Below are 14,517 nucleotides of genomic sequence, written 5' to 3' on the forward strand. Positions count from 1 at the left end.
TCGATGTCCGAGCGAGAACCGGCAGCCCTCACCTGCGACGATCGCGCGACCAACTGGCGACAGGACAGTTCCGGCGTCACCCTCTACGAGGAGGGAAATCGCGACGCCTGGATCCGCGCCGACTTCGAAGCCGGCGTCGCGCCGGAACACCGCCTGTTCATGATCTGTGACGAGTGCGGCGGCGTGTTCGCACAGCGAGTAAAGCCCGGAAACGGAACGACCTGTGGCGACTGCGGTGCGACGTTCGAACACGACGAGGACGCGACCCGGTCGTCGCACTGACGGAACACGACGGCCGGACTGTTTTCGGTCTCCGATCGACGGCGGCGAGCGTAACGGCCGCGAGAATAGAACTTTCAGTTTACAACAAACTTATGCCGGTCGATACGAGACCCGAGAGCGAACGGTTCGAAGTCGACGATGTCTCAGGCTCCCTCCACGAACGCGCGGAATCGGGCGACGAATGCGCTGGATCGAGTCGCGGGAGCGATCGAACGGCGGTTCGAGGTCGATCTCCGAGCGCTGGCAGCGTTCCGTATCGCCGTCGGCGCGCTGCTGATCGCCGATCTGTTGTTGCGCTCGCGGAGCCTCACGGCGTTTTATACCGACGACGGCGTCCTTCCTCGAGAGGCGCTGTTCTCCGATTACTCGTCGGTCTACTCGCTTCACGCGATCTCCGGCGAGGCGTGGGCACAGATCCTCCTGTTTTTGATCGCGGGCGCGTTCGCGCTCGCCGTGCTCGTCGGCTATCGGACCAGGCTCGCGACGATTGTCTCGTGGCTCCTGTTGATCTCGCTGCACGTCCGGAATCCGATGATCCTCAACGGCGGCGACATCATGCTGCGAATGCTTCTCCTCTGGGGGATTTTCCTGCCGCTCGGAGAACGGTGGTCGATCGACGCCCGCCGGATCGAACGGGACCGAGTGACGGTGTCGTCCGTCGGAACGATGGCCGTCCTCACGCAGGTGTTGCTCATGTACGTGACCAACGCCATCCACAAGAGCAGAAGCGACGCGTGGACGTCGGGAAACGCGGTCGTCGAAATCTTTCAGGCCGATCAGTTCACGATCTTGCTCGGCAACGCCATCGCGGATCAGGCGCCGCTGTTGCGGGCGTTCACCCACCTCTGGATGGTGCTCATCGTGCTCTCGCCCTTGCTCATCGTCCTGCTCGGCTACCGGCGGGCGGTGTTCGCCACGCTCTTCGTCGGGATGCACCTCGGCATGTTCGTCACGATCCAGGTCGGTCTCTTCCCCCTGATCTCCGTCGCCGGACTCCTCCTGTTCTATCCGTCCGCCGTCTGGGACGACCTGACCGCGCTCGCGACTCGAATCGGGATCGCGCCGCGACTCCACGGCGGCCTGATCCGGCTCCAGCGGGATGTTCCGCAGTTCTCGCTCCCGCTGCTCCCGTCGGTTCGAAAGGCCGTACCCTCCCCCTCACCCGGGGCGATCACGTCTCGCGGTCGGGTCCTGTTCTCGACGGTCGTGCCGTGGTTCTTCCTCGTCCTCGTCGTCCTCGCCAACGCGCAGGCGGTCGACTATACCGAGGTCCCTGACCCCGCCGAACAGGTCCTCGAGACGACCCACGCCGAGCAGAGCTGGCGGATGTTCGCCCCGAACCCGATCTCCAACGCCCGGTGGCTCGTCGTGCCGGGCGAACTCGAGGACGGGACGGAAACCGACGTCCTCCACGGATCGGCCGTCGACTGGGACAGACCGCCGTCGGTCGACGAGACCTACGAGACCTCGCGGTGGCGCAAGTATATCGCGACGATGCGCTACACCAGCAACGAGAACCACCGCTCGTACTTCGCCAACCACCTGTGCGGGCGCTGGAACGCCACCCACGAGACCGGCGTCGAACGGCTGACCGTCTACGGCATGACCGACCGAGCCGGCCCGTCCGAAGAGCCGGACATCGCGAAGTACGAACTGCTCGAGTACGACTGTTCGGGCGAGTTTATCCAGCGCGACTAACCCCCATTTCGGCCGACAACGACAGCTAGTTAGGCCGCGCCGGAATCCGAACAGCCATGGAAGCTGCGCTGATCGTCCTCGACGGCTGGGGGCTCGGTACCGGCGGCAGAGACGCGGTCGCCGCGGCCGAGACGCCGGTCTTCGATCGACTGTCGGAATCGGGCGCGTCCGGCCGGCTCGAGGTCGCGGGCCGACGCGTCGGCCTGCCCGAGGGCCAGATGGGCAACAGCGAAGTCGGCCACCTCAACATCGGTGCCGGACGCGTCGTCTATCAGGAGTACACTCGCATTTCGGATTCGATCGCCGACGGCTCCTTCCGGGAGAACGACGCGATCAACGGGGCGTTCGATCGGGCCCGCGAGAACGACGGGCGCGTCCACTTCGTCGGACTCGTCAGCGACGGCGGCGTCCACTCCGATCAGGAACACCTCCACGCGCTGATCGAACTGGCGGCCGACCGCGACGTCGAGGCCGTTACCCACGCAATCACCGACGGCCGGGACACCTCGCCGACCGGCGGTCGCGAGCACCTCGAGACGCTCGAGAACGTCGTTGCGGAACACGGCACCGGTGACGTCGCGACGGTCTCGGGCCGGTACTACGCGATGGATCGCGACCAGAACTGGGAGCGGACGAAGCGAGCCTGCGACGCCATCGTGTCTCGCGAGGCCGAGTGGACCGCCGAGTCGGCCGTCGACGCCGTCGAGGAATCGTACGATCGCGGCCAGACCGACGAGTTCGTCGAGCCGACGGTAGTGGACGGACAGCCCGCGCTCGAGGACGGCGATTCGGTCGTCTGGTTCAACTTTCGCTCCGATCGGGCACGACAGTTGACGCGGATGCTGGCCGACATTCGACCCGGAGACTGGACCGACGAACTCGAGACGAATCCGCCGGACGCGGAAGTCGTCATGCTAACCCAGTACGACGAGACCTTCGACCTCCCCGTGGCCTACCCGCCGAACCGGCCCGAACAGGTGCTGGGCGAAGTGCTGGCCGACGCGGGCCGAACCCAGCTTCGGATCGCCGAATCCGAGAAGTACGCCCACGTCACCTACTTCCTCAACGGCGGCCGCGAGGTCGAGTTCGACGGCGAAATCCGGAAGATCGTCGAGAGTCCCGACGTGCCGACCTACGACCTGCAGCCGGAGATGAGCGCGCCCGAGGTGACGGACACCGCCGTTGAGACTATCGAGTCGGACGACCCCGACGTGCTCGTCCTCAACTACGCCAATCCGGACATGGTCGGCCACACCGGCGACTACGAGGCCGCGATCGAGGCCGTCGAAGCCGTCGACGCGCAACTGGGTCGCCTGGTGGAGGCGCTCGAGGAGAGCGGCGCACACGTCCTCATCACCGCCGATCACGGCAACGCCGACGATATGGGGACCGAGGAGGATCCCCACACCGCACACACGTACAACCTCGTTCCGTTCGTTTACGTCGCACCTGACGGCACTGCAGGGGGACGGACGGTCCGCGAGGGTGGCACCCTCGCCGACGTCGCGCCGACGATGCTCGAGGTGATCGACCTCGACCAGCCCCCCGAGATGACCGGCGAGTCGCTACTCGAGTGAGGGGAGCGGTCGCATCGATCGCTTTCGGTTCGACGCGAACCGACCAGGGCTCGCGGAACCGACTGGCCGAAACACCGAAGGCGCTGTACCCGTATTCTCGAGTAGATGTGGACGGTTCCGTGGCCGGCAGCCGGCTCTCTCCTGTCGGGAATCGGAACCCTACTGTTGCTCTGGTATCTCCGCGAACACCGCGGGAAACCCGGGGCGAACTGGTTTCTGCTGGCGCTCGTCGCGCAGGCGCTGTGGTGTTTCGCCTACGGGATCGGACTGTTCGTCTTCGACCCAACGCTCCGCTGGGTCTTCGAGGTCCTGACGTGGATCGGGATCGTCTGGACCGGCGTGCCGTTTCTGGCCTTCGGCCTCGAGTACACCGGTCGCGGGAGCCTCGTCAGAAGCCGGTGGTTCGGCCTGCTGGTGCTCGTCCCGGCGCTGACGACGGGGCTGGTCGTCACGAACCCGCTGCACGAACTCGTCTGGAGCGGGTTTCGGATCGATCCGGTCTTCGGTGCGGCGACGGTCACGTACGAACCCAACGCGTGGGCGTTCTTCGCGATTATGGTCGGGACGGTCTTCGCGGCGTCGGGGACCATGCTCCTGTTCGATACGGTCGTCAGCTACGGCCCGCTCTACCGACGCGAGGCCCTCGCCGTCGGTCTCAGCACGCTGCCGCCGGGCGTTGCCTTGCTCATCTGGCTCTTCGAACTCGGCCCCGTTCCCCAGCTCAACCTTTCCGCCGTCTTGTTCCTCCCGCACGTGCTCCTCGACGCCTACGCGTTCGTCGGCGGCAGCATGTTTACGTACAGCCCGTCGGTCCGGCGCACGGCGGACCAGTCGGCCGTCGAAGACCTCGAGAACCCGTTTCTCGTCGTCGATCCGGACGAGCGGATCGTCGACTGTAACCCGGCGGCCGAGGCCCTGTTCGACGTGGCGGAACCCGCCGTCCTCGGCGAGGCGCTCGAGTCCGCGACCGGCTTGACGGTCGACGAGGAGACGACCGTCCGCACGCACGCCGATCGCGGCGACCGACGGGAGCTCGCGGTCTCGACGTCCCCGCTCCGAGACGAGTCGGAACGGGTCGTGGGCCACTCCGTCATCCTGCAGGATATCACCGACCAGCGGCGGCGCGAACAGCGTCTCGAGATTCTGACCCGCGTGTTGCGTCACAACCTCCGAAACGACCTGACGGCCGTCCGGGGCTACGTCGGCATCGTCGCCGACCGGACCGACGACGACGAACTCGCGGCCATGCTCGAAACGGCTCGAACCACCGTCGACGGCGTGATCGAAACGAGCGAGAAGGCCCGCAGCTTCGAACGGGCGATCGAGACGACGGGCCACTCGCCACCGTCGCTGTCAGTCCGCGACCTACTCGAATCGATCGCGACCGACCTCGAGGGTGAGCGAGAGGGACGCGTCGAGATCGACGTCCCCGATGACCTCGCGATACGGGCGAACGAGGACCTGTTCGTCCTCGCGTTCGCGAACCTCATCGAGAACGGACTCGATCACAGCGACGCGACGGACCCCCGCGTTCGGGTCGCGTTCGACGAGGTCGGGCCGGATCGAACGGCCGTTTTCACCGTTAGCGACAATGGACCTGGAATCCCCGACCACGAACTCGCCGTCCTCGAGCGGGGCGAAGAGACGTCGCTGGAACACGGTAGCGGGCTCGGACTGTGGATCGTCTCCTGGACCACCACTGCCCTTGGCGGGGAGCTCACCTTCGAGACGGACGAAGACGGGACGACCGTCGTCGTCGGCCTCCCGGGGGCCACGGAAAGAAAGTCGGCGGAAGCGGCCGATCGATCCGAGGCGGTAGTGTCGGACGACCCATCCATCTGATCCGGCGGTGCGGCGTCGGGTTCGTACTCGATCCGCCTGACCCGCCCACGGTCGTCGCTGGCCGAGCGTGGAGATCGGTACCGGACCGGACGGGTCTCGAGAGATATATACTACACATACGAAAGTTCACTATTCGGAGCGGAGTTGTTCCCTCCGAACCGCTTCAGATGTCCCGGAGTACTTCCACCACCGACGCGGACGAGTCAGTCGTCGACGCGTACGTTCTCGGCGTTCGAATCGTCGAGTCCGAGACGGCCGACGGCGGGCCGCGGTACCGATTCGAGGCGCCCGAACACACCGAAGTCGCGTTCGACGACCTCGAGACGGCCCGCCTCTACGCCGACGTCTACTTCGACGTCAACGGCTTCGTCGAGGAGAACACGGGTACCCGCGGCGTCCCGCCGGAAGTCGTCCAGGCCGGTAAAGACACGCTCGCCGCGTATCTCGTCACGTGCCCCTGGTCGGACGTCAACTGGGTCGCCTCGTTTTACGGTGCCACGCCGACCGAGATCGAGCGCTACCTCTCGTGGGTCCGCGAGCGCGCAGCCGAGATTCGGTCCGAGGCTGCCGAACGAGGCCTCGAGTAGACCCGCGACGGTCCGTCGTCACGAACGACTCCTTTTTCGTTCCACTATCGCACTCGAGCCGATCGAGTCACCGATCGATCGGTCGTTGGAGCGAGCCACCACCGGTGCGGACGCTCTCGGAAGCGCCGTCCGAACGACGGCTTCCCCGTTACTATATATCGAACGGTAGTCATTAGAGCGATCGGACGGCTATAGTCTCAGCAGTATACCGGCATATTCTATACCGTCCTACGTGCTTATATTATAAAATCTCATTACTTACTCAGGGGTTGCTCCGCTTGCATGGTCGAATTTACCAGGCGGAACCTGATGGCATCGTCAGTCGCGGCGGCCATCAGCACCGGAGCGGTCGGCGTCGCCGGCGCACAGGACGGACCCACCGAGCACGAGACGCTGGACGCACCGTACGTCGAGGGGACGATCGAGCGGTTCTCGACGACGGCTCGAGGCGCGGAGGTCACGGGCCCGTTCGTCTTCGAGACGGGCGAACTCCTCTACAGCGTTCAGCATCCGAGTCGTGACAACCCGGAACCGTTCGATCGGGCCGGAGTCGGCGTCTTCGAGGGGTTCCAGTTCACCTTCAACGGGAGTAACGACGACTTCGCAGAACTCGAGCCGCCGCGCACCGAGAGCGAACAGGGGCAGGTGCTCTCGGCGGGCGGCGAGTACGCGTACCTCGTCCAGGAGGGAGACCCGATCAACGGCGGCACCGAGAAGTGGGGTCATCCCGAGACGCCCGACGGAACGGATATCGCCGACGTCGTCGGCGAGAGCTACGAGGGGGTCGGTCACAACCCCGACATGAACTTCTTCGTCTCGACGACCGAGGACGGCACCGAGGGCTACCTCTACACGAACAACGAAACCACGCCCGGTGCCATCACGCGAACGCCGATCAGCCGGACGGACGGCAGCTGGGACGCCGACCTCGAGAACGCGGCCGAGATCGAGAACCAGGCGGCGTTCCGCGACATCGGCGGCACGAAGATCAACTGCTACGGCGATCTGAGTCCGTGGGAGACGCCACTCTCCGCGGAAGAGGACTACGGCCATCCGCGCGTCAACGGGCTCGCGACGGTCAGCGACATCGTCGAGCAGGGCAACGGCGTCGGCCTGCGCGGGGGCAGCGAGTTCTACAACCGTCCCAACATCTCCGAGGTCGGGGACGCCCTCGAGGACATCTTCGGCGGCGACGCCTGGTCGCCAATGGGCCTCTGGGCGAACAGCGGCGTCGAGAAGCTCGCCTACTATCTCGGCGCCGAGCCCGTCGACCGGACGGAAGGGGAAAACACGCGAACGCCCATCGACGACGAGTTCCCCAACCGCTATCGCTACGGCAAGATCGTCGAGATCGCCGACCCGACCGCCGAGGAGCCGACGCCGGTCAAACACCACGTCTTCGGTCGGGCAGCCTGGGAGTGTCCCGAGGTCTTAGCCGACGAGCGGACCGTCTACCTCGCCTCCGACGGCGGCGCGAAGGGAATCTACAAGTTCGTCGCGGACGAGCCGATCCCCGAGTACGACAGCCGGATGGACGTCCGCGGCACGCTGTACGCCATGAAGGCGAGCGAGATCGGCGAGGGACCGGTCGCCGAGACGGATCTCGAGGTCGAGTGGCTCGAACTCGGCACCGCGAGCAACGCCGAGGTCGAGTCCTGGATCGCCGACTACGACGATATCACGCAGGCCGATTACCTCGAGACCCACGCCGAAACCGACTGGGAAGACGATCTCGAGACCGCACTCGCGGAAGCCGACGAAGCAGTCGCGATCAACGGCAACCGGGACTACATCACCGACGAGGAGATCGTCGAGTGGGCCGCCCAGTACGAGGAACGCGGTCCCGACGGCGTCGACGACGACCTTCGCCGCGTCCCCTTCCTCGAGACCCGCGCGGCCGCCAAGGAGATCGGCGCGAGCATCGAGTTCAACAAGGCCGAAGGGATCGACTCCCACGACGAGGCCGAGCCCGGCGACTTCATCTACTTCGGGATTTCCTCGCTCGGCGGCTACATGACCGACGAGCAGGGTGAACTCCGGTTCGACGAGGTCGAGAGCGGCGTCCTCTATCGCGCCGAGCTCGAGGCGGGATACGACGTCTCCCGGCTCGAGCCCGTCGTCGTCGGTCCGAACGGTAGCGACCCCGAATCCCTGAAAGACGTCTCGCTCATCAACGTCGACAACGTCATGGTGATGGACGACGGCCGCGTCCTCCTCTGTGAGGACAAGGGGAGCTTCGGCCGCTCGTACCCCAACGACGCGCTGTGGGTCTACGAGCCGCCGACGTCGCTGCACGTCGACTCCGTCGCCGTCGGTCAGGGGGAGACGGGAACCGTCGATCTGACGCTCTCGTCGGTTCCGGACGGCCTCGCCGGCGGTCGCGTCACCGTCTCCCTCGAGCACATCGACGTCGCCGAAATCACGGGTGCAACGTACCACGACGCGCTCGAACTCACCGCCGGCCCGACGATCGGCGACGACGGGTCGACGGTCGCGTTCAAGTTCGCCGATCTCGACGGCGAGATCGAGCCCGGCGCGATGGACGTGACGCTGGCGAGCGTCGAACTCGAGGGCGTCGGGACCGGGACGACGGATATCTCGGTCGACGTGCAAGCGCTGGACGACGACGACGGCACCGCTATCGAGCCCCAGCGCCGCCCGGGCGTGGTAGTTACCGGGCCGCCACCGATCGGCGGCCCGGGTGGCTCCGGCAGGGCACCGAGCGATCCGGACGGCGACGGCCGATTCGAGGACGTCAACGGCAACGGTCGACTCGACTACAACGACGTCGTCTCGCTGTTCGGTCACATCGAGGACGACTCGGTGACGCTCAACGCCGACGCCTACGACTTCAACGAGAACGGCCGCATCGACTACGACGACATCGACGAACTGTACGACGAGCTGTGAGGCGGATGGAACGACCGGACGACGATTCGGCCACGATCGCACGGCGGGACCGAACTGACGAGTCGGCTTCGGTCGAGTGGTCGAAATGGCGGCAACGGACAGTAGCGCCCCTCTTCATCGGGGTCGTTGTCTGTCTGACGATCCTTCCGGCTCCGATCGCGGCCGCGAGCGAGGGTTCGCCGTCCGTCTCGAATGTGGATACCACAGCGACGGCGGCGGCCGAGAGCACGCTCGTCGTCACCGATTCAGCCGTCGAGCCCGGGACCACCGCGACGCACCGGATCGCGCTTACCGACGCGCCCGACGGCCTCGCCGGCTTCGAGGTCACGCTCGAGCTGTCCGGCGACGCCGCGACGGTCTCGAACGCCAGCTATCCCGACGCGTACGGGCTGACGACGGAGCCGATCACGAGCGCCGACGGCCGATCGGTGACCGTCGAGGCCGCGGACCTCACCGACGACGTGACGCCGGGCGCGACCGACGTCACCCTCGCGACCGTCGAGGTGAACGCCACCGAGACTGCGACCGGTTCGACGACGCTGCGAGTGACCGAGTCTCAGGTCGACGCCGACGACGGCGATCGCATCGAGCCGGCGCTCGAGTCGGGGGCGCTCACCGTCGGCGAGGACGGACCGACCGCCGCGTCGTCGCAGGAGGAGGGGAACGAATCGGCGAACGAGACTGCATCCGATGGCTCCGGCTCCGATAGCTCGGATTCGTCGGAACCCGTTCCCGGCTTCGCCGCCGGATCGGCGATCGGTGCGATGGCCGTCCTCGCGGCCGCCCTGATCGCGCGGTCTCGCTGACGCCCCTGCCCCGCTCGCGCGGTCTCGTTGCTCTCCCTCGTTCGGTTCGCTCGCTGGACGACGTTCGGGACGCCGAACGAGTTCGTCCAGTAACTTTACCGTATACCGGTTTCAATACCCGGTATGAGCGACGATTCCGACTCGGACACGCACCGCTTCGCAACGAACAGCGTCCACGCCGGCCAGGAACCGGACTCGGCCACGGGTGCCCGCGCACCGCCGATCTACCAGACCACGTCCTACGTCTTCGACGACACGGACCACGCCGCCGCGCTGTTCGGCCTCGAGGAGATGGGCAACATCTACTCGCGGATCATGAACCCGACGAACGCGATGCTCGAAGAGCGCATCGCGACGCTCGAGGGCGGCGTCGGCGCGCTCGCCACCTCGTCGGGGATGGCCGCGTTCGACCTCGCGACCTTCATCCTCGCGGAGGTCGGCGACAACATCGTCTCCTCGTCGGCGCTGTACGGCGGGACCTACACCTACCTCACCCACACCGTCGCGAAGCGCGGGATCGAGACGAAGTTCGTCGACACGCTCGACTACGACGCCTACGCGGAGGCCATCGACGACGACACCGCGTTCGTCCACCTCGAGACGATCGGCAACCCCGCGCTCGTCACGCCGGATATCGAGCGCATCGCCGATATCGCCCACGAGCACGACGTGCCGCTGTTCGTCGACAACACGTTCGCGACGCCGTATCTCTGCCGGCCGCTCGAGCACGGCGCGGACCTGGTCTGGAACTCGACGACCAAGTGGATCCACGGCGCGGGTTCGACCGTCGGCGGGATCCTCGTCGACGGCGGCTCGTTCCCCTGGGAGGACGGAGATTATCCGGAAATTACCGAGCCGAACCCGGCCTACCACGGCGTCAACTTCCGCGAGACGTTCGGCGACATGGCCTTCTCGGTCGTCGCCCGCACCCGCGGACTGCGCGATCTGGGGAACCAGCAGTCGCCCTTCGACGCCTGGACGACCCTACAGAAACTCGAGTCGCTGCCCCTGCGGATGGAAAAGCACTGCGACAACGCGATGGCCGTCGCGGAGTACCTCGAGGAACACTCGGCGGTCGACTGGGTCAACTACCCCGGCCTCGAGAGCCACGAGACCCACGAGGAAGCCAGCGAGTACCTCGAGGGCGGCTACGGCGGCATGATCACGTTCGGACTCGAGGGCGGCTACGACGCCGCGGAAACGGTCTGCAACGAGGTCGAACTCACGAGCATGCTGGCGAACGTGGGCGACGCGAAATCGCTGATCATCCACCCCGCGAGCACGACCCATCAGCAACTCACCGAGGAGGAGAAGCTCGCCGGCGGCGTCACCGACGACCTCGTGCGCCTCTCGGTCGGGATCGAGGACGTCGACGACGTGATCGCGGACCTCGATCGGGCGATCGAACAGGTGTAGAACGGAGCCGGCTCCGGCCGTCGCCGCCGGCGGTTTCACCTCGTCGTGACTATCCCTCGTCGTTAAGGTCGCGGGGATAGACTGGTCAGCTATGCCGACCGGAATACTCACGTCAGAGGCGTCGGAGCAGATCGTCGCGACCTGTCGAACGGCCATCGGCGACAGCCTCCGTTCGGTCACCTACTTCACGCGCGACGACTACGAGCAGGTTTACCTCCGCGAGGACCTCGAGCGCGACGCCGACCTCTCGACGTTCATCGGCCACGAGTGGCGCGGCTTCAAGACCGCCCAGACCGCCTACGAAAACTCGGAACTCGGTGCGTACGACTACACGATCCGCGTGTTCGAGAACGGCTTTCTGATCCGCGTGACGAACGACAGCGAGGGCGTCTTCGTCACCACCGACGGACTGACGGTCAAGGACTTCGAAGAGGTCGCGACGGCGCTCGATTCCTTCCTCAACGAGCGCGAGATTTCGTAACTGCGTCGTCGCTCGAGCGTTCGAGATCGCGGTCGTCATCGTCGTCCGCCTCGGGTTCGTCGGGGTCTGGACCGCCGATCGGTAGGCCGGAGCCGTAGTCGTCGTTCGTTCCGAGGAGGTGAGCGAAGCGACGACGTTCTGCCGCGTATTCGTCCAAACTCATACCCCGGATAGTATCTGGTTTCCCCTGTAGTAATGCAGTTCATTTTCGATAACAACGGATTACTTCCCCGTGAAACGGTTTCGGGGACTCCCCCCGGAGCCGCCGACGCCGGGCGCTACCACGGTGACTTCTCGTTCGGCCGGCGTCCCGCCCAGGGCGGTCACCACAACGTAACATCCTTTTCCGTCACGCCCGTGTGATGGACAATGACTGCTCTTCCGACCCCCGTCGAACGGGAACTCGAGTCCCACGACGCCTTCGCCCGAACCGACGACGGCTACGACCTCACGACGACCGTCTTCGAAACGACTGTTACCGCCGACGACGCCGAAGGAGAGCGCGACGGCCGCTTTCTGGTTACCGTCGTCCTCCCCACGCTCGACGCCGCCGTCGCCGACGAGGTCGTCGCGAATCCCGTCGAAAACGGCTGGTTTGAGACCCTCGAGCGCCGCCTCGAGGACGTCTTCACGGTCGCCCGCACGAGCACGCACGAGGAACCCGTCGTCGAACGCGACGCCGACGAGGTTCGGGTTCACCTCGAGTACACCGCGTGGGACGCCGGCGAGGGCGCCGACGACGCCAAGGCCCTGATCGAGTTCGTCGAAGGCACTTTCGCCCAGGGGATCATCCCCGGCTACGACTATCGCGGCGAGGCGGCGACGCTGCTCGAGAACGCCCAGAGCAGGGGCCAGCAGGCCGCGGACGGAGACGGGAACAGTGGCGGCATGCCACTGTAATTGCGGTACCGTCCGCTTCACTGGAGATGGGATCGTATCCGCCCGATCGGCCGTTCTGCAATCACTGATCTGGGGTATAGACCTCGGCCCAGAGATACCCGATTCCGAGACAGGAGTAGAGAAGTCCGAAGATCGCGAATACCAAGTCGCTTTGCACGGCGTAGGAGCTCGCCTGAACGAGTCCCAGGAGGACCATCGCGATCCCGATGATCGCCTTGTATTTCTTCGCTACCATATTGATTCGATACCCTGCTTGGGTGATAAGCCCCTTTGCTGTGCTGCCGCCACACACGGGAATGGACAAGCGATTGCGGTGGCCGGGAGCGCGGCTCGAGCAAATGCGAGAGCCGCGCGACCCGGGGGAGGGCAGGCTGTTACACGAACGACCGCGAGCGAGTGAAACGAGCGGGCCGACGACTGACCCGTAACGAAGTGAAGGGGAAGGAGGAGTGCTTTTGGTCCAGCTTTTACCGAGGGACGCCGCACTGTACGGCAGCTATGCTGCCGTCAGTGCGGCAGACCGCAGCGTAAAAGCTGGGCTCTAGTCCATCGCGATGTACGTCTGCGTGTCTTCGACTCCCGCGATGGCCTGAATGCGGGTCGCCGCGATCTCCTTGACCGCGGCCGGCGATTCGACCTCCGCTTTCGCGATGAGGTCGACGTCGCCGGCGACGATGTGGACCGATCGAACGCCGTCGATCGATTCGATGCTGTCTTTGAGCCGATCCGCCTCGCCCGTGTTCGCTTTGATCATGACGAACGCTGTAACCATCAGTTGACACCTCCCGAATCCGGATCCGTGCCGCGCTGCAGTTTCGTCGCCGCCGAACTCGAGCCCCCGCCGGCGTTGGCGGCCGCCCGGTTCGGCGTCTCGCCGACCAGAAGCTGGCGGACCTCGCTCAGGACGTCGAAGTCCGCGAGGACGACGAGTCGGTCGCCGTCCTCGAGCGAGAGATCCTCGTCGGGGATCCCGAGAGCCCGGTCGCGCTTGCCGAAGGCGAGGACGGTCGCGTCCGCGGGCAGTTGCAGTTCGCTGATCGTGTAGCCGTTGACGGGGGCCGCGTCGGTGATCGTGAGTTCGACGACCTGCAGGTGGGGCGCGATGTCGGCGATGGCGCGGATCGTCCCGCCGAGCAGGGCGTTTTTCGCGCCGATCGCGCCCAGCCCTTCGGGGTAGATGACCTCGTCGACCTGATCGGCGTACTTGCGGTAGATCCCCTCGCGGTAGGCCTCGTCGATCCGCATGACGGTTCGACAGTCGTAGTGGTTCGCGATCATGCAGGCGGTGAAGTTGACGTTGAGGTCGCCGGTCAGCGCGCCGACGGCGTCGGCCGCCGCGATACCGGCCTCCTCGAGGACGTCCTCGCGAGAGCCGTCGCCCTCGACGGTGGGAAACCCTTGATCGCGGGCGCGCCTGAGCGTCGGCTCGTCGCGTTCGACCACCGTTACCTCGTGGTCCTCGTCGCGCAGGACGCGCGCCGTCCGCAGCCCGACTCGTCCGGCCCCGATAATGACGAACCGCATGGACGGGGGTACGCTCGCCCCGGTGAATAAGTTTGCCCCCGACTAGCACGGTGTTCGTTCGACCGGGAGCGACCGACGCGCGAGATCGGCGATGACTCGAGGGTGAAGGCAGAGAGAAACGTTCCCACGACGGTCGGCCGGCGGCCCCACCGGCCCGCGAGGACGCGCGAAACGACGGCGGCCACGGAGGTCGCGGGAGAACGCGCGACTGATCCGGTAGCGCTAGCCCATCGCGATGTACGTCTTCGTCTCGGTGACGCCGTCCAGTCCCTGCATGTTCGAGGAGACGGCCTGAAGCACGTCGTAGACTTCGGACGCGTCGACCTCCGCGATGATGTCGTAGTTGCCCGCGACGATGTGGGCGTCGGTGACCGACTCCAGATCGCCGATCTCCGCGAGCAGGCCCTCGGATTTTCCGGCGGCGGTCTTCACCATGATGTACGCGTGGACCATCGGCGGTGTGGTACACTCTGGCACGACTAAAGCCTTTGCCC

Annotated in this window: 15 protein-coding genes; 10 read left to right on the plus strand and 5 right to left on the minus strand. The window is 65.8% G+C overall.

All coding sequences use genetic code 11. From position 1 onward, the window contains the following. Nucleotides 1-3: 3 nt before the first annotated feature. From AC0QDI_RS08400 to AC0QDI_RS08440, 9 genes are all read left to right on the plus strand, one after another. A complete protein-coding gene (locus AC0QDI_RS08400; protein ID WP_474667101.1) occupies nucleotides 4-282 on the plus strand; it encodes a hypothetical protein in 279 nt (92 codons plus the stop codon). 138 nt (nucleotides 283-420) lie between these two features. After that, nucleotides 421-1,980: an HTTM domain-containing protein gene (locus AC0QDI_RS08405; RefSeq protein ID WP_474667103.1), complete on the plus strand. Its 1,560-nt coding sequence runs from the start codon at nucleotides 421-423 to the stop codon at nucleotides 1,978-1,980. Between the two features lie 56 nt (nucleotides 1,981-2,036). Beyond that, nucleotides 2,037-3,557 (plus strand): 2,3-bisphosphoglycerate-independent phosphoglycerate mutase, encoded by a 1,521-nt coding sequence (gene gpmI, locus AC0QDI_RS08410; RefSeq protein ID WP_474667105.1) that lies wholly within the window; start codon nucleotides 2,037-2,039, stop codon nucleotides 3,555-3,557. 105 nt (nucleotides 3,558-3,662) lie between these two features. Beyond that, nucleotides 3,663-5,399 (plus strand): histidine kinase N-terminal 7TM domain-containing protein, encoded by a 1,737-nt coding sequence (locus tag AC0QDI_RS08415; RefSeq protein WP_474667107.1) that lies wholly within the window; start codon nucleotides 3,663-3,665, stop codon nucleotides 5,397-5,399. 167 nt (nucleotides 5,400-5,566) lie between these two features. After that, complete coding sequence (locus AC0QDI_RS08420; RefSeq protein WP_474667109.1) at nucleotides 5,567-5,986, plus strand: hypothetical protein; 420 nt, start codon at nucleotides 5,567-5,569, stop codon at nucleotides 5,984-5,986. A 282-nt stretch (nucleotides 5,987-6,268) separates the two neighbouring features. Beyond that, entirely contained in the window at nucleotides 6,269-8,896 is a 2,628-nt protein-coding gene (locus AC0QDI_RS08425) for an alkaline phosphatase PhoX (RefSeq protein WP_474667111.1), read from the plus strand. A 5-nt stretch (nucleotides 8,897-8,901) separates the two neighbouring features. Continuing rightward, on the plus strand, nucleotides 8,902-9,702 hold the full coding sequence (locus AC0QDI_RS08430; protein ID WP_474667113.1) for a hypothetical protein: 801 nt from the start codon (nucleotides 8,902-8,904) through the stop codon (nucleotides 9,700-9,702). Nucleotides 9,703-9,825: 123 nt separating this feature from the next. Next, entirely contained in the window at nucleotides 9,826-11,118 is a 1,293-nt protein-coding gene (locus tag AC0QDI_RS08435; protein WP_474667115.1) for an O-acetylhomoserine aminocarboxypropyltransferase/cysteine synthase family protein, read from the plus strand. Nucleotides 11,119-11,209: 91 nt separating this feature from the next. Then, entirely contained in the window at nucleotides 11,210-11,599 is a 390-nt protein-coding gene (locus tag AC0QDI_RS08440; protein ID WP_474667117.1) for a DUF7522 family protein, read from the plus strand. On the opposite strand, the gene AC0QDI_RS08445 is transcribed toward AC0QDI_RS08440, so the two are convergent. After that, complete coding sequence (locus tag AC0QDI_RS08445; RefSeq protein ID WP_474667119.1) at nucleotides 11,577-11,762, minus strand: hypothetical protein; 186 nt, start codon at nucleotides 11,760-11,762, stop codon at nucleotides 11,577-11,579. The two genes, AC0QDI_RS08440 and AC0QDI_RS08445, sit on opposite strands and share 23 nt — an antisense overlap. A 206-nt stretch (nucleotides 11,763-11,968) precedes the next feature. Here AC0QDI_RS08445 and AC0QDI_RS08450 point away from each other — a divergent pair, with 206 nt between their 5' ends. After that, nucleotides 11,969-12,499: a DUF5813 family protein gene (locus AC0QDI_RS08450; protein WP_474667121.1), complete on the plus strand. Its 531-nt coding sequence runs from the start codon at nucleotides 11,969-11,971 to the stop codon at nucleotides 12,497-12,499. A 61-nt stretch (nucleotides 12,500-12,560) separates the two neighbouring features. On the opposite strand, the gene AC0QDI_RS08455 is transcribed toward AC0QDI_RS08450, so the two are convergent. The 4 genes from AC0QDI_RS08455 to AC0QDI_RS08470 all read right to left on the minus strand — a co-directional run bounded on the left by AC0QDI_RS08455 (nucleotide 12,561) and on the right by AC0QDI_RS08470 (nucleotide 14,476). Continuing rightward, on the minus strand, nucleotides 12,561-12,734 hold the full coding sequence (locus tag AC0QDI_RS08455) for a hypothetical protein (RefSeq protein ID WP_474667123.1): 174 nt from the start codon (nucleotides 12,732-12,734) through the stop codon (nucleotides 12,561-12,563). A 306-nt stretch (nucleotides 12,735-13,040) separates the two neighbouring features. Next, nucleotides 13,041-13,271: an Lrp/AsnC family transcriptional regulator gene (locus AC0QDI_RS08460; RefSeq protein ID WP_474667124.1), complete on the minus strand. Its 231-nt coding sequence runs from the start codon at nucleotides 13,269-13,271 to the stop codon at nucleotides 13,041-13,043. Continuing rightward, nucleotides 13,271-14,023 carry a potassium channel family protein gene (locus tag AC0QDI_RS08465; RefSeq protein ID WP_474667126.1) on the minus strand — a complete coding sequence of 251 codons (753 nt, stop codon included), beginning with the start codon at nucleotides 14,021-14,023 and terminating at the stop codon, nucleotides 13,271-13,273. The genes AC0QDI_RS08460 and AC0QDI_RS08465 overlap by 1 nt, the downstream gene beginning before the upstream one ends. Before the next feature lie 222 nt (nucleotides 14,024-14,245). Further along, nucleotides 14,246-14,476 (minus strand): Lrp/AsnC ligand binding domain-containing protein, encoded by a 231-nt coding sequence (locus tag AC0QDI_RS08470; RefSeq protein ID WP_474667128.1) that lies wholly within the window; start codon nucleotides 14,474-14,476, stop codon nucleotides 14,246-14,248. Between the last annotated feature and the right edge of the window lie 41 nt (nucleotides 14,477-14,517).

The organism is Natrinema sp. LJW11, assembly GCF_056135975.1.